The 23399-nt window shown below is 70.2% G+C and carries 16 protein-coding genes; 7 read left to right on the plus strand and 9 right to left on the minus strand.

All coding sequences use genetic code 11. The features are described from left to right. Positions 1-21 precede the first annotated feature (21 nt). Positions 22-3651: a hydantoinase B/oxoprolinase family protein gene (locus ACIQTP_RS10050; protein WP_403398082.1), complete on the plus strand. Its 3630-nt coding sequence runs from the start codon at positions 22-24 to the stop codon at positions 3649-3651. Next, positions 3632-4237, plus strand: coding sequence for a GTP-binding protein (locus ACIQTP_RS10055; RefSeq protein WP_403398084.1), 606 nt, complete (start codon positions 3632-3634; stop codon positions 4235-4237). The genes ACIQTP_RS10050 and ACIQTP_RS10055 overlap by 20 nt, the downstream gene beginning before the upstream one ends. A 118-nt stretch (positions 4238-4355) precedes the next feature. Here the strand turns inward: ACIQTP_RS10055 and glpK are convergent, their stop codons facing one another. The 5 genes from glpK to ACIQTP_RS10080 all read right to left on the minus strand — a co-directional run bounded on the left by glpK (position 4356) and on the right by ACIQTP_RS10080 (position 10549). Next, entirely contained in the window at positions 4356-5876 is a 1521-nt protein-coding gene (glpK, locus tag ACIQTP_RS10060) for a glycerol kinase GlpK (RefSeq protein WP_403398087.1), read from the minus strand. 68 nt (positions 5877-5944) lie between these two features. Then, positions 5945-6685, minus strand: coding sequence for an MIP/aquaporin family protein (locus tag ACIQTP_RS10065; protein ID WP_403398089.1), 741 nt, complete (start codon positions 6683-6685; stop codon positions 5945-5947). A 422-nt stretch (positions 6686-7107) separates the two neighbouring features. Continuing rightward, positions 7108-8733: an EAL domain-containing protein gene (locus ACIQTP_RS10070; protein WP_403398091.1), complete on the minus strand. Its 1626-nt coding sequence runs from the start codon at positions 8731-8733 to the stop codon at positions 7108-7110. A 171-nt stretch (positions 8734-8904) separates the two neighbouring features. Continuing rightward, the gene (locus ACIQTP_RS10075; protein WP_403398168.1) at positions 8905-10095 is read right to left on the minus strand and encodes a lipid-transfer protein; all 1191 of its coding nucleotides are present in this window, start codon (positions 10093-10095) and stop codon (positions 8905-8907) included. Between the two features lie 28 nt (positions 10096-10123). Beyond that, positions 10124-10549 (minus strand): Zn-ribbon domain-containing OB-fold protein, encoded by a 426-nt coding sequence (locus ACIQTP_RS10080; protein ID WP_403398171.1) that lies wholly within the window; start codon positions 10547-10549, stop codon positions 10124-10126. Positions 10550-10839: 290 nt separating this feature from the next. Here ACIQTP_RS10080 and ACIQTP_RS10085 point away from each other — a divergent pair, with 290 nt between their 5' ends. Next, positions 10840-11649 carry a M15 family metallopeptidase gene (locus ACIQTP_RS10085; RefSeq protein ID WP_403398093.1) on the plus strand — a complete coding sequence of 270 codons (810 nt, stop codon included), beginning with the start codon at positions 10840-10842 and terminating at the stop codon, positions 11647-11649. Between the two features lie 127 nt (positions 11650-11776). Then, positions 11777-12313 carry an NUDIX domain-containing protein gene (locus ACIQTP_RS10090; RefSeq protein WP_402048204.1) on the plus strand — a complete coding sequence of 179 codons (537 nt, stop codon included), beginning with the start codon at positions 11777-11779 and terminating at the stop codon, positions 12311-12313. 26 nt (positions 12314-12339) lie between these two features. On the opposite strand, the gene ACIQTP_RS10095 is transcribed toward ACIQTP_RS10090, so the two are convergent. Beyond that, positions 12340-14706 (minus strand): glycoside hydrolase family 31 protein, encoded by a 2367-nt coding sequence (locus tag ACIQTP_RS10095; RefSeq protein ID WP_403398095.1) that lies wholly within the window; start codon positions 14704-14706, stop codon positions 12340-12342. A gap of 205 nt (positions 14707-14911) precedes the next feature. Here ACIQTP_RS10095 and ACIQTP_RS10100 point away from each other — a divergent pair, with 205 nt between their 5' ends. Beyond that, positions 14912-16879, plus strand: a complete 1968-nt coding sequence (locus tag ACIQTP_RS10100) for an acetoacetate--CoA ligase (RefSeq protein WP_403398098.1) — start codon at positions 14912-14914, stop codon at positions 16877-16879. Here ACIQTP_RS10100 and ACIQTP_RS10105 read toward each other — a convergent pair whose 3' ends face one another. After that, positions 16880-18199 carry an aminotransferase class I/II-fold pyridoxal phosphate-dependent enzyme gene (locus ACIQTP_RS10105; protein ID WP_403398100.1) on the minus strand — a complete coding sequence of 440 codons (1320 nt, stop codon included), beginning with the start codon at positions 18197-18199 and terminating at the stop codon, positions 16880-16882. A gap of 111 nt (positions 18200-18310) precedes the next feature. Here ACIQTP_RS10105 and ACIQTP_RS10110 point away from each other — a divergent pair, with 111 nt between their 5' ends. Further along, positions 18311-19519, plus strand: a complete 1209-nt coding sequence (locus tag ACIQTP_RS10110) for an MFS transporter (protein ID WP_403398102.1) — start codon at positions 18311-18313, stop codon at positions 19517-19519. Between the two features lie 22 nt (positions 19520-19541). Next, on the plus strand, positions 19542-20435 hold the full coding sequence (locus tag ACIQTP_RS10115) for a hypothetical protein (RefSeq protein ID WP_403398104.1): 894 nt from the start codon (positions 19542-19544) through the stop codon (positions 20433-20435). Positions 20436-20502: 67 nt separating this feature from the next. On the opposite strand, the gene ptsP is transcribed toward ACIQTP_RS10115, so the two are convergent. Then, the gene (gene ptsP, locus ACIQTP_RS10120) at positions 20503-22173 is read right to left on the minus strand and encodes a phosphoenolpyruvate--protein phosphotransferase (RefSeq protein ID WP_403398106.1); all 1671 of its coding nucleotides are present in this window, start codon (positions 22171-22173) and stop codon (positions 20503-20505) included. Positions 22174-22256: 83 nt separating this feature from the next. After that, positions 22257-22706: a PTS glucose transporter subunit IIA gene (locus tag ACIQTP_RS10125; protein ID WP_403398109.1), complete on the minus strand. Its 450-nt coding sequence runs from the start codon at positions 22704-22706 to the stop codon at positions 22257-22259. Positions 22707-23399: the final 693 nt, after the last annotated feature.

The following is a 23399-nucleotide window of genomic DNA, read 5'->3' on the forward strand; positions in this document are numbered from 1 at the left end:
GGGCGGAAGCGGGGAACAGACGTGACAGGCTGGCAGTTCTGGGTCGACCGAGGCGGCACCTTCACCGACATCGTCGCGCGACGCCCGGACGGCCGCCTGCTCACGCACAAACTGCTGTCCGAGAACCGGGCGAGGTACGCCGACGCGGCGGTGGCGGGTGTCCGTGAACTCCTCGGCAGCGGCCAGGACGCCCAGGGCGCGCGGATCGACGCCGTCCGGATGGGAACCACCGTCGCCACCAACGCCCTCCTGGAACGCAAGGGCGAGCGCACCCTCCTCGTCGTCACCCGAGGCTTCCGCGACGCCCTGCGCATCGCCTACCAGAACCGCCCTCACATCTTCGCCCGCGCGATCGAACTGCCCGAGCTGCTGTACGAACGCGTGGTCGAGGTCGACGAGCGGATCGCCGCCGACGGCACGGTCCTGCGCGCCCCCGACCTGGACGCCCTCGCCGGGCCCCTCCAGGAGGCGTACGACTCCGGGATCCGGGCCGTCGCCGTCGTCTGCATGCACAGTCACCTCCACCCCGCCCATGAAGAGGCCGTCGGCGAGCTGGCGGCACGCACCGGCTTCCCGCAGATCTCGCTGTCCAGCGAGGTCAGCCCGCTGATGAAGGTCGTGCCGCGCGGTGACACGGCCGTCGTCGACGCCTACCTGTCGCCCGTGCTGCGCCGCTACGTCCAGCACGTCGCCGATGAGCTCCAGGGCGTGCGACTGATGTTCATGCAGTCCAACGGAGGTCTCGCCGAAGCGGGTCAGTTCCGTGGCAAGGACGCCATCCTGTCCGGCCCGGCGGGTGGCATCGTCGGCATGGCTCGGATGTCCCAGCTCGCAGGCTTCGACCGTGTCATCGGCTTCGACATGGGCGGCACCTCCACGGACGTCTCGCACTTCGCGGGCGAGTACGAGCGGGTCTTCACCACCCGGATCGCCGGGGTCCGGCTGCGGGCGCCCATGCTGGACATCCACACCGTCGCCGCGGGCGGCGGCTCGGTGCTTCACTTCGACGGCTCCCGCTACCGGGTGGGCCCCGACTCGGCCGGCGCCGACCCCGGCCCCGCCTGCTATCGCCGTGGCGGTCCGCTCACCGTCACGGACGCCAACGTCGCACTCGGCCGCATCCAACCCACCCATTTCCCCCCATTGTTCGGTCCCGACGGCGACCAGCCCCTCGACGACACACTCGTCCGCGACCGGTTCGCCGCACTCGCGCGCGAGATCCGTGAGAAGACCGGCGACGACCGCACTCCGGAGCAGGTGGCGGAGGGTTACCTGCAGATCGCCGTGGCCAACATCGCCAACGCGGTCAAGCGGATCTCGGTCCAGAAGGGCCACGACGTCACCCGGTACGCGCTCACCACCTTCGGCGGCGCGGGCGGCCAGCACGCGTGCATGGTCGCCGACTCGCTCGGCATCCGCACCGTCCTCGTCCCGCCCATGGCCGGCGTCCTGTCCGCCCTCGGCATCGGACTCGCCGACACGACGGCCATGCGCGAGCAGTCCGTGGAGGCACCCCTCGAGGCCTCCGCGATGCCCGGCATCCTCAAGACCGCCGACGACCTGGAGGGCGTCACCCGCGCCGAACTCCTCGCCGAGGACGTGCCCGAGGACCGCATCAGCGTCACCCGCCGCGCCCAGCTCCGCTACGACGGAACGGACACGACGCTCACCGTCGAGCTCACCGAGCCCGACACCATGACCCACGCCTTCGAAGAACGCCATCGCGCCACCTACTCCTTCACCCTCGACCGTCCGGTCGTCGTGGAAGCCCTCTCCGTAGAAGCCACCGGACTCACCGAACCCCCCGATCTCTCCGCCCTCGCCACCCCTTCGTCCGCCCGCGGCGCGATGGAGACGGTCAGCCTCCACACGGGTGGCGCCTGGCACGACGTACCTCTGCACCGCCGCGAGGAACTGCCACCCGGCGAAACGGTCACCGGCCCCGCGATCATCACCGAGGCCAGCGCGACGACCGTCGTCGACGACGGCTGGCGGGCCGCGACGACCGACGACGGGCATCTGGTCATGGAACGCGTGGCGGTCACGCAGAGTTCCGATCTCGGCACAGAAGCGGACCCGGTTCTCCTCGAGGTCTTCAACAACCTCTTCATGTCCATCGCCGAGCAGATGGGTGCCCGCCTGGAGTCCACGGCCCAGTCGGTCAACATCAAAGAACGCCTGGACTTCTCCTGCGCGCTCTTCGACCCCGACGGCAGCCTTGTCGCCAACGCCCCCCACATCCCTGTCCACTTGGGCTCGATGGGCACGAGCGTGCAGGAGGTCATCCGGCGACGCGGTGACAGCATGCGCCCGGGTGACACGTACGCGGTCAACGACCCATACCACGGAGGCACCCACCTGCCCGACGTCACCGTGATCACCCCGGTCTTCGACACGGAGGGTGAGCACATCCTGTTCTACGTCGCCTCGCGCGGACACCACGCCGAGATCGGCGGCATCGCCCCCGGCTCCATGCCCGCGAACAGCCGCACCATCGAGGAAGAGGGCATCCTCTTCGACAACTGGCTGCTCGCCGAGAACGGCCGCTTCCGCGAGGCCGAGACGCTTCGCCTGCTCACCGAGGCGCCCTACCCCTCGCGTAATCCGAAGACCAACCTCGCCGACCTGCGTGCCCAGATCGCCGCCAACCAGAAGGGCGTCGACGAAGTCGCCCGCATGATCGAGAACTTCGGCCTCGATGTCGTCCAGGCCTACATGCGGCACGTGCAGGACAACGCGGAGGAAGCCGTACGCCGCGTCATCGACGCCTTGGAAGACGGTGAGTTCGCCTACGAGACCGACTCCGGGGCGGTCATTCGAGTCCGGGTCTCCGTAGACCGCGGAAAACGCTCCGCCACTGTCGACTTCACGGGTACGTCCCCGCAGCTCGACACCAACTTCAACGCGCCCTTCGCGGTGGTCAACGCCGCCGTCCTGTACGTCTTCCGCACCCTGGTCGCCGACGACATCCCGCTCAACGACGGCTGCCTGCGCCCGCTCGACATCGTCGTGCCGCGTGGCTCGATGCTCGCCCCCGAGGCCCCCGCCGCCGTGGTCGCGGGCAATGTGGAGACCTCTCAGGCGATCACCGGCGCGCTGTACGGAGCCCTGCGCGTGCAGGCCGAGGGATCCGGAACGATGAACAACGTCACCTTCGGCAACGAGCGCTACCAGTACTACGAGACCGTGGCCTCGGGATCCGGCGCGGGCGACGGCTTCCCCGGCGCCTCCGTCGTACAGACCCACATGACCAACTCGCGGCTCACCGACCCCGAGATCCTGGAGTGGCGACTGCCGGTCCAGCTCGACGAGTTCGCGGTCCGGCCGGGCAGCGGCGGAGCCGGGCGCTGGAGCGGCGGGGACGGTGCCGTGCGCCGCATCCGGTTCCTTCAGCCCATGACCGTCTCCACCCTGTCCCAGCACCGCAGGGTCCCGCCCTACGGCATGGCCGGCGGCGAACCCGGGGCGCTCGGCGCCAACCGGGTGGAGCGCGCGGACGGCACGGTCACGGAACTTGGCGCAAGTGATACGGCGGACGTCGGCCCCGGCGACGTACTTGTCATCGAAACCCCCGGCGGCGGGGGCTACGGCCCACCGTCCCACGACCCCCATCAAGCAGGAGAAGAGATCGATGATCTTCGGGCGTTCTGAGCGCGGCAAGCCCCCGGTCGAGCCCGTCACGCTCAAGATCCTGGTGGCCGGTGGCTTCGGGGTGGGCAAGACGACCCTGGTCGGCGCGGTCAGTGAGATCAAACCGCTGCGCACCGAGGAGGTGCTCACCGAGGCGGGCCGCCCGGTCGACGACACCAGCGGCGTGGAGGGCAAGCACACCACCACCGTCGCCATGGACTTCGGCCGCATCACGCTCCGCGAGGACCTGGTGCTCTACCTCTTCGGGACACCCGGACAGGACCGCTTCTGGTTCCTGTGGGACGAGCTCGCCTCCGGCTCCCTGGGCGCCGTCGTACTCGCCGACACGCGCCGCCTCGAGGACTGCTTCGCCGCCGTCGACTACTTCGAGCGGCGCTCCATACCGTTCGTGATGGGCGTCAACTGCTTCGAAGGATCGGCCCGGTACCCGGTCGACGAGGTCCGCCAGGCGCTCGACCTCGACGACGACGTTCCGGTCGTCCTGTGCGACGCGAGAGACCGGGAGTCGGCCAAGGAGGTCCTCATCGCGGTCGTCCAGCACGCGATGGCGTACGGAGCCGACCGACGGGAACCGGTCACCACCTGACCCGCACATACGGGCCCAACCGCGCATACGGCCCGTACCCCCGCCGACCGGGGTACGGGCCGCCGTCCCGCACGCGCGTGTGGCTCACGCGAGACGCACGCGCGCGTGGACCCCTGTCTCAGCTGACGTCGTCCTCGTGCCAGCCGAAGCTCTTCTCCACCGCCTTGCGCCAGTTGTGGTACTCACGGTCGCGCACGGAGGCCTCCATGGACGGTGTCCACTCGACGTCCTTCTGCCAGTGCGACTTCAGCTCGTCGAGGTCGTTCCACACACCGGTGGCGAGCCCGGCCGCGTAGGCCGCGCCCAGGCATGTCGTCTCGGACACCCGGGGACGGATCACCGGCACGCCCAGGACATCCGCCTGGTGCTGCATCAGCAGATTGTTCTTGGTCATGCCGCCGTCCACCTTCAGGGTGGTGATCTGCACGCCGGAGTCCTGGAACATGGCGTCGACGACCTCACGGGTCTGCCAGCTGGTCGCCTCCAGGACCGCGCGGGCGAGGTGCGCCTTGGTGACGTACCGGGTGAGGCCGGTGACGACACCGCGCGCGTCGGAGCGCCAGTAGGGCGCGAACAGGCCTGAGAACGCGGGCACGATGTACGCGCCGCCGTTGTCGTCGACGCTCGCGGCCAGCGTCTCGATCTCGTCGGCGTTGCGGATGATGCCGAGCTGGTCGCGGAACCACTGCACCAGGGCGCCGGTGATCGCGATCGACCCTTCGAGGCAGTAGACGGGCGCCTCGCCGCCGATCTTGTAGCCCATGGTCGTCAGCAGCCCGTTCTTCGAGGGGACGGGCCGGTTGCCGGTGTTGAGCAGCAGGAAGCTGCCGGTGCCGTACGTGTTCTTGGCGGTGCCGACGTCGTAGCAGGCCTGCCCGAAGACCGCAGCCTGCTGGTCGCCGAGCGCCGAGGCGACGGGGACGCCCGCCAGCTGGCCCACGGCGGTGCCGTACACCTCGGCCGACGACCTGATCTCGGGCAGCACCGCCTCGGGAACGTTCATCGCCGCGAGGATCGACGCATCCCACTGAAGGGTCTCCAGGTTCATCAGCATGGTGCGCCCGGCGTTGGTGACGTCGGTGACGTGCCGACCGCCGTCCGTGCCGCCGGTCAGGTTCCAGATCAGCCAGGAGTCGATGGTGCCGAAGGCGATCTCGCCGCGCTCGGCACGCGCGCGCAGCCCCGGCACGTTGTCGAGCAGCCAGGCCGCCTTGGGGCCGGAGAAGTAGCTGGCCAGCGGCAGGCCGGTCTGTTCGCGGAAGCGGTCCTGGCCGTCCGTGCCGCCCAGCTGGTTGCAGAGCGCCGAGGTCCGGGTGTCCTGCCAGACGATCGCGTTGTGCACGGGCTTGCCGGTGGCCCGGTCCCACAGGACCGTCGTCTCGCGCTGGTTGGTGATGCCGAGCGCGCTCAGCTGGTCGGCGCGCAGCCCCGCCTTGGCGATCGCTCCCGCGACGACCGCCTGCACCTTGGACCAGATCTCGGTGGCGTCGTGTTCCACCCAGCCCGGCTTGGGGAAGATCTGGCGGTGCTCGCGCTGGTCGACGGCGACGATCGACCCGCCCCGGTCGAAGATGATGCAGCGGCTGGAGGTGGTGCCCTGGTCGATTGCGGCGACGTACTTCTCGGCGTTCTCCGTCATGGCGTCCCCTTACGTCTTCTTCGTCAGAAGGCTGCGTCAGAAGGCTGCGTTGGAAGGATGCGTTCTCGTCAGAAGGCCCCGTTGTAGATCGCGGCCCCGATGGCGGCACCGGCGATCGGGCCGACCACCGGGATCCAGGAATAACTCCACTCCGAGGTGCCCTTGTTGGGAATCGGCAGCAATGCGTGGGTGAGGCGCGGTCCCAGGTCACGGGCCGGGTTGATGGCGTATCCGGTGGGGCCGCCCAGCGAGAGTCCGATACCGACCACGAGGAACGCGATGAGCTGGACGGGCAGTCCCGCGTCGCCGATCCCCGCCACGTGTTTGTGGCCGCCGACCATGGCCAGAATGGGCAGCATCAGGCCGACGGTGGCGATGGTCTCGGTGATGAGGTTCTGCACGGGATGGTTGATTTCTGGCCGGGTCGAGAAGATGCCCAGCGTCTCGATGGCCTTGTCGTCGTCGGCATTCAGGTTGAACTGGCCGAGGTAGAGCAGCCAGCAGAGCACGGCGCCGACGATGGCGCCCGCGAACTGGCCCAGAATGTAGAAGGGCACGTCCTCCCACCTCGTCGAGCCCTCGATGGCGAAGCCGATGGTCACGGCCGGGTTGATCTGCCCACCGGACAGCGGTGCCGCGGTGTAGGCACCGGCGAGCACGCCGAAACCCCATCCGAACGCGATGACGACCCAGCCGGCGCCCTGCGCCTTGGACTTGTTGAGGGTGACCGCGGCGCAGACCCCCGCGCCGAACAGAATCAGAATCGCAGTGCCGATCAACTCGCCGACAAAAATGTCGCCGTTGCTCATGGCGGCTCCTAGGCCTCGCCCGGAGCGGTCCGCTCCGGGCCACCGTGCGGGGTGCGTTTCCCATGGCTACTTCAGCCGAAGGCAGGGAGGTCCCGCGCCCCGCCCGGCGTCCGTGACGAGCGTGCCGTCGCAGCGGAATCGCCCGTGGGGGACGGCCCTGGAAACAGGTCGGGAACCCGAGCGGTGCGGTGCCTGAAGACGCCCGAATGCGGCGATGCCGACTGACATCCGGAAGTGTTCACCGGCGCCCAGAGGGCGTCAAGGTCGCCGACGGCAACGGTTGAAGGCCGTGAACGCGCCAGGATCGGGGCACGGTACGAGCATGCCCGGGGCACCGATCCCGGGCCGAGCGTCCCTTCGCCCTCACCCGTCACAGGGGCCCCGGGCGGCACGGTCGCTGTTCAGAACTCCCGGTCCGCCGCTCAACCGGCCTGTGCCCGCTCCGCCCCCGGACCACGCAGCACCTCATGTCCCGTCAGCCCCGCCCGCCCCAGCACCCAACTCGCCCCGCTGAGAGCCTTGGCGGCTTGCTTCAGCGGTGCCAGGCAGGCTGCCGCCTGTCGGTGGTCGGTCACGCTGCCCGGCGCGCACAGGACCGTGGCCAGCGACAAGGTGACGGGATGTCCGCCCGCCGACCAGGGTGCGTCAAGTACCGCGCCGGCCAGCGGGCCGAGAATCTCCGGATCCGCGAGGACCAGGAAGTCGTCTCCGCCGATGTGCCCCACGCGGGTCGTCCCGGAAGCCGCGTGCTGCAGCGTCCGCCCGACCGCCCGGATCAGCTCGTCGCCCGCCGCGAAGCCCGCTCCGTCGTTGACCCGTTTGAAGTGGTCGACATCGAGCCAACTGAGCGCGAACGTCCGGCCGTCGGCGATCCGCCGGTCCACCTCGCCGGTGATCGCGTCCGAACCGGGCAGCCTGGTCAGCGGGTTGAGCCCGGCCGCCTCCTCGACCCGGCTCTCGGAGAGCGCTCGTACGAGATCGGCCAGGCGTACGACCCCCACGCAGCGACCGTGGTGATCGACGACCGCGACATCGTCCGACGTACGGTCCCGCTCGCCGTCCGCCACCACGTCGAGGACCTCCCACGCGGTCGCGTCGACGCCGACCGTACGCGGTGGATCGCCGAGCTTGGCGGCCGGCCGGTCGGCGTACAGGGCATGCCCGTACGGCCCCGACATCGACAGCAGGAACCGTGACCGATGCACCGAGCGGACCGGGATCCCGGAGGGGTCGACGAGCAGCACTCCGGACACGTCGGGCGATCCGGTGAGCAGCGCCCGCACCTGCCCCGCGGACGCCGTCGCGGGCAGCAATGCGGCGGGCCGCACGAACTGCCGCACCGACGGTCCCGACCGGGGAGCCGCCGCGACGCCGGGGGAGAGGGCCGGAACGTATACGTCGGCGACGGGCAGCCGAGCGGGCGGCGCGAACAGCTCGCCCTGCGCCAACTGCGCCCCCGCCGACACCGCGGCCGCGCACTGCAGCTCCGTCTCGACGCCTTCCACGGACACCAGCGCGCCCAACTGCTCGCACAGCGTCCGCATCGCCCGGACCGCCGCCGGCCGCGTCAGCAGGGACACATCGAGCTTCACCAGCTCGGGCGCGAGGTCCGTGAGCAGCCGCAGGGGTACGTCGCCGTCGCCCACCCCGTCCGCACAGATCCGGAAGCCTTCGCTCCGTACGGTGGACACCGCCTCCAGCAGGGCGTGGTGAGGCACGTGCGTGTACGGCGGACCGATGTCGATCGTCACCTCCCACGGCAGCCGACCGGCCTCGCGCACGGCGTCGCGCAGCGCCGCGAGCCGTCCGAGATCGGCCAGTGTCCCGGCGAAGACATTCACGTGCAGCGGCAGCATCGTCTCCCTGCGGGCCGCTGCGCGGATCGCCAACGCCGATAGTCCCCCGTCGAGTTCGGGGTCGCGGCGGGCCTGGGCCAGGATGTCCCCGGATTCTGGACGGGCGAGTATCTCCAGCGCCGCAACCCCTCCGGTCGTCAGGTTGACGACCGGCTGGAAGGCGAAGCGGACAGTATCCGTCCAGGAGGGCACGGGAGCATACTGGCCCCGCCCGCGCACGCCCGGGCGCGATTCACGAGCTGTTCACGCAGCATTCCGAGGTCGTCACACCGAGTGCGGACGGCCGCAGGGCGAGCCTCCGTGGACGGTGGTCGTCGCAGCGCACGCCGCCCCTGGAAGCGGTGCGTTCGGCCGGCCGCCGACTCAGCGGACGGCGATGACCGACGACCCATGCCCGAACAGCCCCTGGTTCGCCGTGATTCCCACACGCGCCCTCGTGACCTGCCGGTCACCCGCGTCCCCGCGCAGCTGCCATGTCAGCTCGCACACCTGGGCTATGGCCTGCGCCGGAACGGCCTCCCCGAAGGAGGCCAGTCCGCCGCTGACATTCACCGGTACGCGCCCGCCCAGCGACGTGGCACCCTCCCGCAGCAGCTTCGCGGCCTCGCCCTCCCCGCACAGCCCCAGGTCCTCGTACCACTGCAATTCCAGGGCCGTGGACAGGTCGTACACCTCGGCGAGCGAGAGGTCCTCGGGACCGATGCCCGCCTCCTCGTACGCCGCCCGCGCGATCGAGGCCCGGAAGGTGCCGGCCGCGGGCGCCACCGCGACGGCGGAGTCCGTGGCGATGTCCGGAAGATCGAGCACGGTGTTGGGGTAGCGCGGTGTCACCGTCGACACCGCGCGGATCCGTACGGGGTCCGCCGCCCCGTGCCGTCGCGCGAAGTCCATGCTCGACAGCACGAGGGCGGCGCCCCCGTCGGACGTCGCGCAGATGTCGAGCAGCCGCAGCGGGTCGGCGACGACGGCGGAGCCCGCCACCTCTTCGGCCGTGACCCTCTTGCGGTACCGCGCGTTCGGATTCAGCGCCCCCAGGGCGGCGTTCTTCACCTTGACCTGCGCGAAGTCCTCCAAGGTGTCCCCGTGCACGGCCATCCGCCGCCGCGCGTACAGCCCGAAGTACGTCGGATTCGTCGCTCCGAGGACCCGGAACCGCAGCCAGTCGGGATCGTCCGGCCTGTCCCCGCCCGCCGGGCGGAAGAACCCCTTGGGCGCCGCGTCGGCCCCGATCACGAGGACCACGTCCGCGAGGCCCGAAAGGATCTGGGCCCGCGCCGCGTTGACGGCCTGTGCCCCCGACGCGCACGCGGCGTACACACTCGTGACCCGCGCTCCCTGCCAGCCCAGCGCCTTCGCGAACGTCGCTCCCGCCACGTACCCCGGATAGCCGGCGCGCACGGTGTCCGCGCCCACGACCGAACCGACGTCCCGCCAGTCGATCCCCGCGTCGGCCAGCGCCGCGCGCGCCGCCACGACCCCGTACTCGACGAATCCGCGCCCCCACTTGCCCCACGGGTGCATGCCCGCGCCGAGCACCGCCACCTCGCCGCTCATGCCGTCGCCCCCGTACGCCACATGCCCTTCATGCCGTCACCCCCGTCGGCCGCCAGTGCCACGTCGTCCAGGTCGTCTCCTCGTCCTCGTTCAGCACACCGGGGACGACCTCCACCTCCATGCCCACCGCCAGGTCGGAGACGGTGATCCCGGGAACCGTCTGGCCGAGCACGACGATCCGCTCGGATTCCAGCTCCACAGCGATCAACGCATAGGGTTCCCACGAGAGTTCCGGATCGGTCACATACGGTGACGGAGGCCGGTACCGGCTGTCGGTGTACGACCAGACACGACCGCGCCGGGACAGTGGTACCTCGGTCAGGTCACCGCCTCGGCACCCAGGATTCCGGCAGAAGGTGTCCTCGCGGGGGAAGAAGACCGAGGCGCACGCGGAGCAGCGCGTGCCGAGGAGACGGAAATCGTTCCCGTCCCCGGTTAACCATCCGGTGACCACGGGTGTACGTGTACGCGACAAGACCCCTCCATGACGCTGGATCTGACGGAACGTCAGAAGTGTGCCACGGGCAACGGGAAATGGGCAGCGCGACGGAGAGAACCACGGAGGCCTCCTGGGCGTCGGAGTACCGGGAGGTGCGGCCGGGGCCCACGGGGGTGGTTCCGGCCGCGCCTCCCGGTTCGGCTCAGGGGCTTCGTTGGGCAATCCGGTGGTTCCCTCACTCGATGGTGCCCGACCCCATGCGATCCCTTCCCCGACGGATCCCGCACCTGATAGATGCAGGGGACATGACACGACTCTCCACTGCCGTACGCGGCCTGGTGACCACGCTCGCCGCCTTACTGGCCGTGACCGCCGCTTCCGCCACCGCCAGGGCGACGCCCGAGCCGAAGGCTCCTGATGACTTCGTGGCCCTGGGATCCGTGGACCCGACGATCATCCAGGAGATGCGCTACTTCACGCCGCACAACTTCGTGGGCGAGCGCATCGACGGCTACCGGCAGCCGATCTGCATCCTGACCCGGCCCGCCGCCGAAGCCCTCCACAAGGCCCAGGTCACACTGCTGCACGAGGGCTACACCCTCAAGGTGTACGACTGCTATCGGCCGCAACGCGCCGTCGACCACTTCGTGCGCTGGGCCGAGGACCTCGACGACCAGGCGATGAAGCCCGAGTTCTATCCGCAGGTCGACAAGACCCGTCTGTTCGAGGACGGTTACATCGCCGAGAAGTCCGGACACAGCCGCGGCTCGACGATGGACCTCACGATCGTGCGGCTGCCGGCGAAGCCGACCCGCCCGTACGTCCCCGGAGAACCCCTCGTGCCCTGCTACGCGCCCCAGGACCAGCGCTTCCCGGACAACTCCGTGGACATGGGTACCGGCTTCGACTGCTTCGACACCCTCGCCCACACGCTGGACCCACGCATCCAGGGCGTACAGCGAGCCAACCGGCTGCTCCTGAAGAGCACCCTCGAAAACCTCGGATTCGTCAACCTCGCCGAGGAGTGGTGGCACTACACGTACAAGCCCGAGCCCTACCCCGACACGTACTTCGACTTCCCCGTGTCCAAGAAGTCACTGACTTCGTCCCCCTGAGCCGGACCGGTCCGCCCCGTGACGGCGGGGCGGACCACATCGCGAGAGGTACTTCGACAGACGCCCGGACCCGTATCCGATGAGGCACCCGAAGACGAGCGAGAAGTGATCGGCTACAGTCCGCGGCGTGTCCGCAACCCCGCACCCACCCGCCGACTTCGCGCCGGACTCGCACTGTTCGAGCTGCGGAGCACCCTACGCAGAAGCCAACTCCGGCTGGCCCCGCACCTGCGCCGTCTGTGGCGGCGTGGCCTACCGCAATCCGCTGCCGGTCGCGGTGGCCCTGCAACCCGTGTACGACGACAGGGGCACCGCCCTGGTCGTCATCACCCGGACCATCACCCCCGCGCGCGGAGGCATCGCGCTGCCCGGAGGATTCATCGACCACCGGGAGGACTGGCGGCACGCCGTCGCGCGGGAACTCAAGGAGGAGACGGGAATCGACGTGGCGAGCCGCGAGGTGCGGCTCGCCGACGCGATGAGCTCTCCCGCCGGTCACCTGCTGCTCTTCGGGCTCCTACCGGAGCGTCCGGCCGCCGAACTGCCGCCGTCCGCCGCCACGGACGAGACCGAGGGCTGGCACCTGCTGCGCCGGCCCGCCGAGCTCGCCTTCCCGCTGCACACCTTGGCGGCGCGCGCATGGTTCGAGGGACGGTACGTCTGAGGGGCCCCCGGGGTTCTAGGAGCCCGTCATCGCGCGCCGAGGCCCCGCACCCGGACCGGATACTCCGGCTTGCCCGGTCCGCCCTCTCCGTCCCGCCGCACGACCACGTGCTGCCCCTCCCAGCGCGTCACATAGCGGTCGAGCTCGGGCTCGTCCCAGCCGTCGCCGCGGTCCGGCACGGCGAGCCCGCCCCCGACCCGCCCGCGCGCCGGAGCCCACGCCTCCAGCTCCAGGCCGCCGTCGTCGCCCCGGACGGGCACGACGGCACCCGCGCGCGCCAGCACCGGAATCCGCGACAAGGGGGCATCGAGCAACACCTGGGCCGGCCCCTCGTACGCCTCCTCGGTGACCATGTCGTACCAACGCCCCCGGGGCAGCTGCACCGCACGGCGGTCGGCCCCATGGTCCAGCACCGGCGCCACAAGGAGGCAGTCGCCCAGCATGAAGGCGTCCTCGCAGTCCCTGAGCGCCCGGTCCTCCGGCGCCGCCCACCACAGGGGCCGCACATAGGGCGCGCCGGTGCGGCGCGCCAGCAGCGCCAGCGTCATGAAGTACGGGAGCAGCCGCCGCCGCTCGAGGAGAGCCGCGCGCGCGTGCTCCAGTACGTCGTCACCGAACTCCCAGGGCTCCCGGCGACCCGCCCGCAGACTCGCGTGCGTACGGAACAGCGGCAGATACGCGCCGAGCTGGAACCACCGCAGGTACAGCTCGGGAGAAGGGCTGCCGTCGAAACCGCCCACGTCGGGACCCGAGTACGGAACCCCGCACAGCCCGAGCCCCATCACCAGTGACAGCGAGGCCCGCAGCCCGGGCCAGCCCGTGGCCACGTCTCCGGACCAGGTCCCTCCGTAGCGCTGCATTCCGGCCCACCCGGAGCGTGAGAAGAGGAACGGCCGCTCCTGGGGATCCAGCTCGCGCAGGCCCTCGTACGCGGCCCGGGCCATGCCCAGGGCGTACACATTGTGCGCCTCCCGATGGTCGCCGCCGCGTCCCTCCAGGGAGTGCCGAGCCGACCTCGGCAACGTCGACTCCCCGAACGCCGTGAACGACGTCGGCTCGTTCATGTCGTGCCAGAATCCCGCGAACCCCTGCGCCAGCCGTTCCTCGTAGAGGCCGCCCCACCACTCCCGCACACGCGCGTGCGTGAAGTCCGGATAGACCGATTCCCCGGGCCATGCGACTCCTCGCACGTGCCGGCCCGAGCCATCCCGCACGAAGGCGTCCTCGGCGAGACCGCTGTCGTACACCGCGTTGCCCGGCTCGGCCCTGACCGCCGGGTCGACGATCGACACCAGCCGGATGCCGTCGCGGCGCAGCTCCTCGGCGAGCACCGGCAGCTTCGGGAAGCGCTCCCGGTCCACCGTGAACACCTGGTGGGCGTCGTAGTGATCGATGTCCAGGTGGACCGCGTCGAGGGGCAGACCGCGCTCCTGATAGCCCGCGACGATCCGCCGCACCTGCTGCTCGCTGCCGAAGCCCCAGCGCGCGTGATGGTGCCCCAGAGCCCATGCGGGCGGCAGCGCGGGCGCCCCGGTGAGCGAGGCCCAGGCATGCAGCACGCGCGCGGGGGTGCCCACCATCACCCAACAGCGCAGCGGGCCGCCGTCCATCCGCAGCTCGCACGTTCCCGCCCGGTCGTGCCCCGACCCCGCGCCTTCCTCTCCCTCACGCAGGTTCACCGTGCCGTCCCAGGAGGTGTCGTGGAACACGAGATGCGTGCCCGCGTCGGAGACCACCATCTGCACAGGCATCGTGATGTACAGCGGATCGGCGCCCGGCGCGAAGGCGTGCCCGGGATCCGTGTTCCACAGCCGGTACGTCCCGTCGCGCAGCCTGGGACCGGACGCGCGCCCGCCCAGGCCGAAGAAGCGAGCGTCGGCGGCCACTTCCGAGCGCTGCATCCAGCGCGCCCCGCCCCCGCCGACCGGCTCCCACCAACGGGGCGGCAGATCACGGCGCAGGATCACACCACCGGGGGTCCGCACCTCGACGGCGCCGTGCCGCGAGACGACGACCGTCACCCGTTCGGCCACCACCCGCCAGCCGCCGTCCTTGTCGGGCTCCAGGACGGCCCGCGGATCCGGCTCCGGGCAACGGCCCGCGAGCGCGTAGGACGGCTCCGGACCGGCCCCGTCCCAGCCCCAGAACACTGCCCCGCTCACCGCGACCGTGATCCGCAGCTCGGACCGCGTGAACCGGACGACCCCACCCCCGGGCCCCGGCTCCACCCCCTCCACCGGGCCGGGCACCCGCGCGCGCTCGGCCCCCCGCCGCGGCAGCCCGGCGGCGTCGGCACGCCTCCTTCGCCATGCGGCCCGTACGGTACGCAAGCCCTGGGCCGCCCCCGTCGAACCGACCGTCTTCACCGAACGCACCAGGTCACGACCGTCCATGCTGCTCACCCTGCCATTGCCTGCGCCAAATGAGTGAGTCGTTCAACTTCCGTTCACCCGCGGTGAGGGCACATCTTCACGCGGACAACCATCTGCGGCGCACCCTGGTGCGGAAGTCGATCACATGGCATCGTCCCTGTCAGCCGCGTGACGCGCACACCTCCAGCTCGCGCGCGACCGACGCACACAGTCCGGGAGCCGATTCATGTCCACCGCGAACCCCTCAGCGCTCTGGCAGCCCGACCCAGGGCGCATCGCCCAGGCGCAGGTCACGAAGTTCCAGACCTGGGCGGCCGAGCACCACGGTGCCCCGTCCGACGGCGGCTACCCGGCACTGCACAGCTGGTCGGTACGGGAACTGGACACGTTCTGGAAGGCCGTCACCGAGTGGTTCGACGTACGGTTTTCGACCCCCTACGCGCGCGTGCTCGGCGACCGCTCGATGCCCGGTGCCGAATGGTTCCCCGGGGCGACCCTGAACTACGCCGAGCACGCCCTGCGCGCGGCCGAGACCCGCGCGGACGAACCAGCGCTCCTGTACGTCGACGAGACCCACGAGGCGTCCCCGGTGAGCTGGTCCGAGCTGCGCCGTCAGGTCGGCTCCCTGGCCGCCGAGCTGCGCGCCCTCGGGGTACGCCCGGGAGACCGCGTCAGCGGCTATCTCCCGAACATTCCGCAGGCCGTGGCCGCCCTGCTCGCCACGGCCGCAGTAGGGGCCGTGTGGACGTCCTGTGCCCCCGATTTCGGCGCGCGCAGCGTCCTCGACCGCTTCCAGCAGGTCGAACCCGTCGTGCTCTTCACGGTCGACGGCTACCGCTATGGCGGCAAGGAGCACGACCGCCGGGACGTGGTCGCCGAATTGCGCCGCGAACTGCCGACCCTGCGCGCCGTCGTCCACATCCCACTGCTCGGCACCGAAGCCCCCGAGGGCGCCCTGGACTGGTCCGAGCTGACCTCGGCGGACGTGGCGCCCGTTTTCGAAGAGGTCCCTTTCGACCACCCTTTGTGGGTGCTCTACTCCTCCGGCACGACCGGCCTCCCCAAGGCCATCGTCCAGTCCCAGGGCGGCATCCTCGTCGAGCACCTCAAGCAACTGGGCCTGCACTGCGACCTCGGCCCCGAGGACCGCTTCTTCTGGTACACGTCCACCGGCTGGATGATGTGGAACTTCCTCGTCTCCGGCCTGCTCACGGGCACCACGATCGTCCTCTACGACGGCAGCCCCGGATACCCAGACACGGGCGCCCAGTGGCGGATCGCCGAACGCACGGGAGCGACCCTCTTCGGCACGTCCGCCGCGTATGTGATGGCGTGCCGCAAGGCGGGCGTTCACCCCTCCCGGGACTTCGACCTCACGCGCGTGCAGTGCGTCGCGACGACCGGCTCGCCCCTGCCGCCCGACGGCTTCCGCTGGCTGCACGACGAGGTCCGCGACGATCTGTGGATCGCCTCCGTCAGCGGTGGCACGGACGTGTGCTCCTGCTTCGCGGGAGCGGTGCCGACGCTCCCGGTGTACATCGGGGAGCTCCAGGCCCCCGGCCTCGGCACCGACCTCCAGTCCTGGGACCCCGCCGGCAAGCCCCTGACCGACGAAGTCGGTGAGCTGGTGGTCACCAACCCGATGCCGTCCATGCCCATCCGCTTCTGGAACGATCCCGACGGCAGCCGCTACCACGACAGCTACTTCGACACGTATCCCGGAGTGTGGCGCCACGGTGACTGGATCACCGTCACCTCGCGCGGTTCCGTCGTCATCCACGGCCGCTCGGACTCGACGCTCAACCGCCAGGGCGTGCGCATGGGGTCGGCCGACATCTACGAAGCAGTCGAACGCCTCCCCGAGATCAAGGAGTCGCTCGTCATCGGCATCGAACAGCCCGACGGCGGCTACTGGATGCCTCTCTTCGTCCACCTCGCCCCCGGAGCCGCGCTCGACGAGGCCCTCCTGAACCGCATCAAGCAGACCATCCGCGAACAGCTCTCCCCGCGTCACGTCCCCGACGAGGTCATCGAGGTGCCCGGCGTCCCGCACACCCTCACGGGCAAACGCATCGAGGTTCCGGTCAAGCGCCTTCTCCAGGGAGCCCCTTTGGAGAAGGCGGTCAACATCGGCTCCGTGGACAACGTCGAGCTGCTGCACTTCTACGAAGAGCTGGCCCGCGAGCGCGGCTGATCAACCTCCGTAGGTGGCCTCGGACTCGCCGAGCACGACAGCGAAGTCCGAGGCCAGGCGTACGGCGTCGGAGGGTTCGAGTTCCGCGACCGAGATCCGTACACCGGGGGCGGAAGCGAGCCTGAACCGCGCACCCGCCGCGACCCACCACCCGTAGGTCCGCAGCCCATTGACGACGGCCGACTCGTCCCGCACCGGTACCCAGACATTCATTCCGCTCACGAAGTGGGACTGGATCCCACGTTCCGCGAGTTCGTGCCCGAGCGCGCTCCGCCGCAGCGCGTACGTGTCCTGTGCGTGGGCGACCAACACGCGCGTGTCGTCGTCCGTCATCAGCCCGTACACCGTCTCCTGGAGCAGGTGGCTGACCCAGCCGGAGGTGAGCAGCATCCGGCCGTCGTGCCGGGCCAGTGTGATCGGATCGCAGGCCGCAGCCGCCCACCGCAGGTCCGTCCCCAGGAACTTGCTCACGGTCCGCACGTGCACCCAGCGCGCGAGGCCGCCCGCGGCCAGAGCGTGAAGGGGCGCATCGGCGACCGCGGACGCATGGTCGTTCTCCACCACGAGTACATCGGGCGCTTCCTGGAGTGCGGCGACCAGAGCGTCCCGGCGTTCCGCCGAGAAGCGACCGCCGTACGGATTCTGCGCCCGTGGACTGCACACCACCGCTCGTGCGCCGGCCCGTAGCGCTTCTCGCAGGGCCTCGGGTCGCATCCCCTGGTCGTCCACGGCCACCGGGACCGTACGCAGCCCCAGAGCCGTGACCAGGTCCAGCAGATGGTGATAGCCGGGGTCTTCCATGGCGACGGCGTCACCGGGACGCAGCTCCACCGACAGCAGCCGCCCGATCAGATCGAGCGCGCCGTGCGCGAAGGTCACGTGTTCCGTCGGCACCCCGTCCGGTCGCAGCCAGTCGCGTACGGCGTCCTCCAACCGAGCCAGGCGCGGCGTGCCGCGGTGCGACCGTGCGCCGGGGGAGAGCCGCGAGGGCGGCACCAGGTGCGGAAGCAGCCGAGGGTCGGGATGACCACCCGCCAAGTCCCGCAGCCCGTCCGGCACTTTCGGGGGCCGCCGTGACGCCACCGCGGGAGCCGCGGCGACCACGGTCCCGCCCCGTCCGCGCGTCACGACGATCCCACGCCGCCGCAGTTCCTTGTACGCCGTCGCGACCGTCCCCGGGCTCACCCCGAGCTCGTCGGCAAGCCTGCGTACCGGAGGCAGCGCCGCTCCCGGCCCCAACGCGCCTTCGGCCACACCGCGTTCGACGGACGAGGCAATTCCCTTGGCCGTCGCGCCACTGATCCCATATTGTGTTACCACGTTACCAAGTATGTATCAATACATAAATGGAAGCAAGGGGGAACGGTGGGACCGATCAGCCGCGCAGTCACATGGTCGACACGCATTCCAGGAGGCCCCGACGGCCGGAGGATGCTCTGGATCGCCCTCGTCGACCGGACCGGCAGCGGCCTGTGGGCAGCCGTCTCGGTCCTGTACTTCACCTACGTCACCGGCCTGTCCGTGGCACAGGTCGGCACCCTTGCCGCGGTCTCGGGGGCCATCGGCATCGCCGGCGCACCGCTCGGCGGCCGCATCGCCGACCGCCTGCCCCTCACCCGCGTCCTGATCTCCCTGCAGATCCTGCGAGCCCTGGCCTCGCTCGCACTGCTCACCACCGACAACTACGCCCTGCTGCTGGTCTTCTCGGCCGCCGGCAGCTTCGGCGACCGGGCCGCCAACGTCCTCACCAAGCTGTACGCCACCCGCGTCTCCGGACCCGACCGCGTCCGCTACCAGGCCCTCACCAGAACCGTCGCCAATGCCGGATGGGCCCTGGGCGGCCTCACCGCCGCGGCCGCTCTCACCATCGGGACCACCACCGCCTACCAGTGGCTTCTGACAGGAGACGCGCTGTCGTTCGTCGCCGCCGCCCTCCTCACCGTGCGCTGCGCCGAACCGCCGTCCCCCGCACGCACCATCGCCACGTCCAAGGACCCGGCTCCCACCACCAGGCCGGCCAACCCCTGGCGCGACCGCGGCTATCTCGCCTACGTGGCCACCGAGACCGTCCTCTTCCTCGACGACGCCGTGTTCAAGGTCGGCCTGCCGCTCTGGATCGCCCACTCCGACCAAGCCCCCCACGGCCTCGCCCCGTTGCTCATGGTCCTCAACAACCTGATGGTCGTGGCTCTCCAGGTCCCCCTGTCGCGCTTCGGCGCCACGACGGCCGCCGCGCGCTCCCTCCTCCTCCCCCTGTCCGCCGCCTTCGCTCTCGGTGGCGTCGCCATGGCGCTCTCGGCCACGGGCGGAGCCTTCACCACCACACTCTTCCTCACGACCTCGGCCGTCGCCTTCACCGTGGCGGAGATGCTGCACGCCACCGTCTCCTGGGAACTCTCCGTCGCCCTCGCGCCCGGGACGGCCCAGGGCGCCTACCTGGGCGTCCATGGACTGGCGCAGTCCGCCCAGCGCAGCATCGGGCCACTCGCCGTCACCGCGGCCATCGCGACCGGCCCCCTCGGCTGGACGACCTTCGGCGCGGCCATCGCCGTGACCTGCGTGTTTCAGCACCGCCTGGTGCGCGACCAGCTCTCCCGCACCGCGTTGTCAGTGCCACCAGTTACTGTGAGTGAGCATTGATCGACTGCGCACAGGGGGAAACATGGCGCACACCGAGCACCAGACCATGCGACGCGTCCTGCGCCGCGAAATCGCCGGCACCATCGGTCTGCTGACCGACGAGCACGACTTCACGGTGATGCGGCGCTACCGCACCTTCACGTTCAACGACCACACGACCTACCTCCAGCAGGTGGAATCCCTGCTCAGGACCCTGGCAGCCCAAGGCAGCCACACCACGGTCGCGCTCTTCGACCCCGAGGAGTACGCGGAGTTCTGCGCCCACAACGGCCTGGACCCCGACACCGCCGCCAGCCGCACACGCTTCACAGCCGAACTCGCCGCCACCGGCCCCACCGTCGCGTACGAAGGACAGCCCCTCGCCGAACTCGTGCCCGACCTCGTCGACGAAGCCGTCCGCAAAGCGACCTGGGAGTACGCGACCACACTCCTGGCCCGCATCGGCAACTGCGCGTCCTGCGGAGAGGACATCGGACGGGCGTCCTTCGCCCGCGCCTCCCACCTGCTCACCCGCGTCCTCGACACAGCGAGCCCCGGCGAGCGCCATCTCGTGTGCAGCGTCTCCGCGGCACCCGAAACACTCGTCGCGGTGCTGCGGGCCGACGACGACGCCGAGGGCACCACCCGCCTCGACGAGGCGGAAGCCCTCGAATTCACCACCGTCCTGGCCCTGGGCCTGGCCACCGGCAGCGCCGGAGGACTCGTCATGCGCACCACCGCCCCCGACACGACCGACCGCGTCTACGGATGGCGACTGCGCGGAGAAGGCCTGCAACCCCTCACCGCAGGCGAGGTCTTCGACGCCTACTGCACCGATGTCGCATCCGGAGACCTGGTCTCCCCGGAGTCAGGCGTCGACTACTGCGTACCGCCCGACCTCGGAAGCGGAGAGGAGGCGACAGGCCACACGCACTGAACGCGAAGGGGCGCCCACCCGCAGGTGGAGCGCCCCTGAGCAACCGTTGCTCGACGAATGGTCCCGGCTACTCGCCGGACAGCACCGCCTGGGCTGCCGTGCGCGCCTCGTCGGCCGTGTCCGTGGCACGTGCCGCCGCGGCGGCACGCTCGCACTGCGCCAGCGTGTACTTGGCGAGCGTCGCCCGGACATAAGGAATGGACGCGGCACCCATCGAAAGGGAGGTGACCCCCAGACCGGTCAGCACACACGCGAGCAGCGGATCGGACGCGGCCTCACCGCAGACACCACAGCTCTTGCCCTCGGCCTTCGCCGCCTCGGCGGACATGGCGACCAGGTCGAGCAGCGCGGGCTGCCACGGGTCCTGCAGGCGGGACACCGCGCCCACCTGCCGGTCGGCGGCGAAGGTGTACTGCGCGAGGTCGTTGGTCCCCAGCGACAGGAACTCGACTTCCTGGAGGATCGAGCGAGCCCGCAGCGCGGCCGACGGAATCTCCACCATCGCGCCGAACTTCGCCTTCAGCCCGGCGGCACGGCACGCGTCCGCGAACGCCTTGGCGTCGAGGCGGTCGGCGACCATCGGCGCCATGACCTCGAGGTAGACCGGCAGCCCCTCCGCGGCCTTCGCGAGCGCCGTCAGCTGCGTACGCAGGACATCGGGGTGGTCGAGCAGGGTGCGCAGACCCCGTACACCCAGTGCCGGGTTCGGCTCGTCGGCCGGAGTAAGGAACTCCAGCGGTTTGTCCGCGCCCGCGTCCAGCACCCGCACCACGACACGCCCCTCGGGGAACGCCTCCAGCACCTGCCGGTACGCCTCGACCTGCTTCTCCTCGGACGGCGCCTGCTTGCTGTCGTCCAGGAAGAGGAACTCGGTACGGAACAGACCGACACCCTCGGCCCCGGCCTCGACGGCGGCCGGCACATCGGCGGGACCGCCGACGTTGGCCAGCAGCGGCACCTTGTGTCCGTCGGAGGTGGCACCCGGTCCGGTCGAGGCCGACAGAGCCGCCCTCCGCTCGGCAGCCGCTGCCTCGAGCTGCGCCCGCTTCTCGGCGCTCGGCTCCACGAAGATCTCGCCGGTGCTGCCGTCCACGGCGATCACCGTGCCCTCGGCGAGCTCTCCGGCACCGGGGAGCGCGACGACTGCGGGCACTCCGAGCGCCCGAGCCAGGATCGCGCTGTGGCTCGTCGGCCCGCCCTCCTCGGTGACGAAGCCGAGGACGAGGGTGGGGTCGAGCAGCGCCGTGTCCGCGGGCGCGAGGTCACGAGCAATAAGGACGTACGGCTCGTCGCTGTCCGGGACGCCCGGCATGGGCACTCCGAGCAGTCGGGCGACGATACGGTTCCGCACATCGTCGAGGTCGGCCACACGACCGGCGAGGTACTCACCGGCACCCGCCAGCAGCGCGCGGTAGGAGGCGAACGCGTCATAGACGGCACGCTCGGCGGTGCTGCCGACCGCGATACGCCGATCCACGTCCGCCATCAGCTCGGGGTCCTGGGCCATCATGGCCTGCGCCTCGAGTACCGCCTGGGCTTCGCCCCCCGCCAGATTGCCGCGCGCCATCAGATCGGCCGCCACAGCCTCGACGGCCTGGAGGGCGCGCCCCTGTTCGCGCTCCGCGTCCTCCGCCGGGATCTGCTTGGCGGGCGGCTCGAGCACCGCCGTCCCCATGTGCCGAACCTCGCCGATCGCCACACCGTGGCTCACGCCGACGCCTCGCAGCGTTGTCTCCATCTCACCCGTCTCCGGTAGTGCGGCGCGTCCCGCCGCCGCGGTGGTTTTCGAGCCTGCCGTCAGCGACAGCAGCGCTATTGATGTCACTGCCAGCTGAAAAGGGCGTCGCCGGCCTTCACATCGCCGTCCTCGCGGAGATCGGAGAGCGAGTCGGCCGTTGCCTCGAGCGCCACGATCGGGCAGATCGGGGACTTGCCGGCCACCTCGACGGCAGCCGGGTTCCAGCGCACCACGGCCTGACCGCGCGTCACGGTGTCACCCTTGTTGACGAGGAGTTCGAAGCCCTCGCCATTGAGCTGCACCGTGTCGATGCCCAGGTGCGTGAGTACGCCGTGGCCCTCCGCGTCGACGACGACGAAGGCATGCGGGTGAAGCGAGACGATCACTCCGTCCACGGGGGCGACAGCCTCCCCGGACTCACGCACGGGGTCGATCGCCGTACCGGGGCCTACCATCGCTCCGGAGAAGACGGGATCCGGTACCGCGGCGAGCCCGATGATGCGTCCTGCAAGAGGGGACGTCACGATGGTCATGGGAAGCCTCCCAGGGGTGGAGATTTATATGGGCCGTCACTGCCTGTACCGGACGGCGCACTGTTGAGCAGGGTATGTCATACGAACTACCGGTTCCGCATGAGAGGTCCCGGTTGGCGGCCCTAGAGCACCACGCAAACGATTTGCGCGGGCTCCAAACCCCCATGTACAGTCGTACTCCTGCTTGAGGCTGAGCGACGCGACCAAGCGTCCTTGCCTGGCAGCACCCAACTTGTCAGATCCTATCTCGGGGTCTGGTTCTGCATGTCTGCAGAACCGTGGTCAGAGAGACGGAAAATCGCTGATAGTGTTTGGACCGCCGGAAAGGGAAACGCGAAAGCGGGAACCTGGAAAGCACCGAGGAAATCGGATCGCGAAACGGTCTGATAGAGTCGGAAACGCAAGAACAAAGCAAAACAGCAAGACCGAAGGGAAGCGCCCGGAGGAAAGCCCGAGAGGGTGAGTACAAAGGAAGCGTCCGTTCCTTGAGAACTCAACAGCGTGCCAAAAATCAACGCCAGATATGTTGATACCCCGTCTCCGGCCGATCGGCTGGGACGAGGTTCCTTTGAAAAAGTCCTGCCGGGCACTGCCTGGTAGGCGCACAGCGAGGACGCTGTGAACCGTGGGGATTATTCCTCCCCTTGGTTCCGCTCTCGTGGTGTCGTCCCGATTACGGGAAAACATTCACGG

It is taken from the genome of Streptomyces sp. NPDC090798, from assembly GCF_044768965.1.
GTDB lineage: Bacteria > Actinomycetota > Actinomycetes > Streptomycetales > Streptomycetaceae > Streptomyces.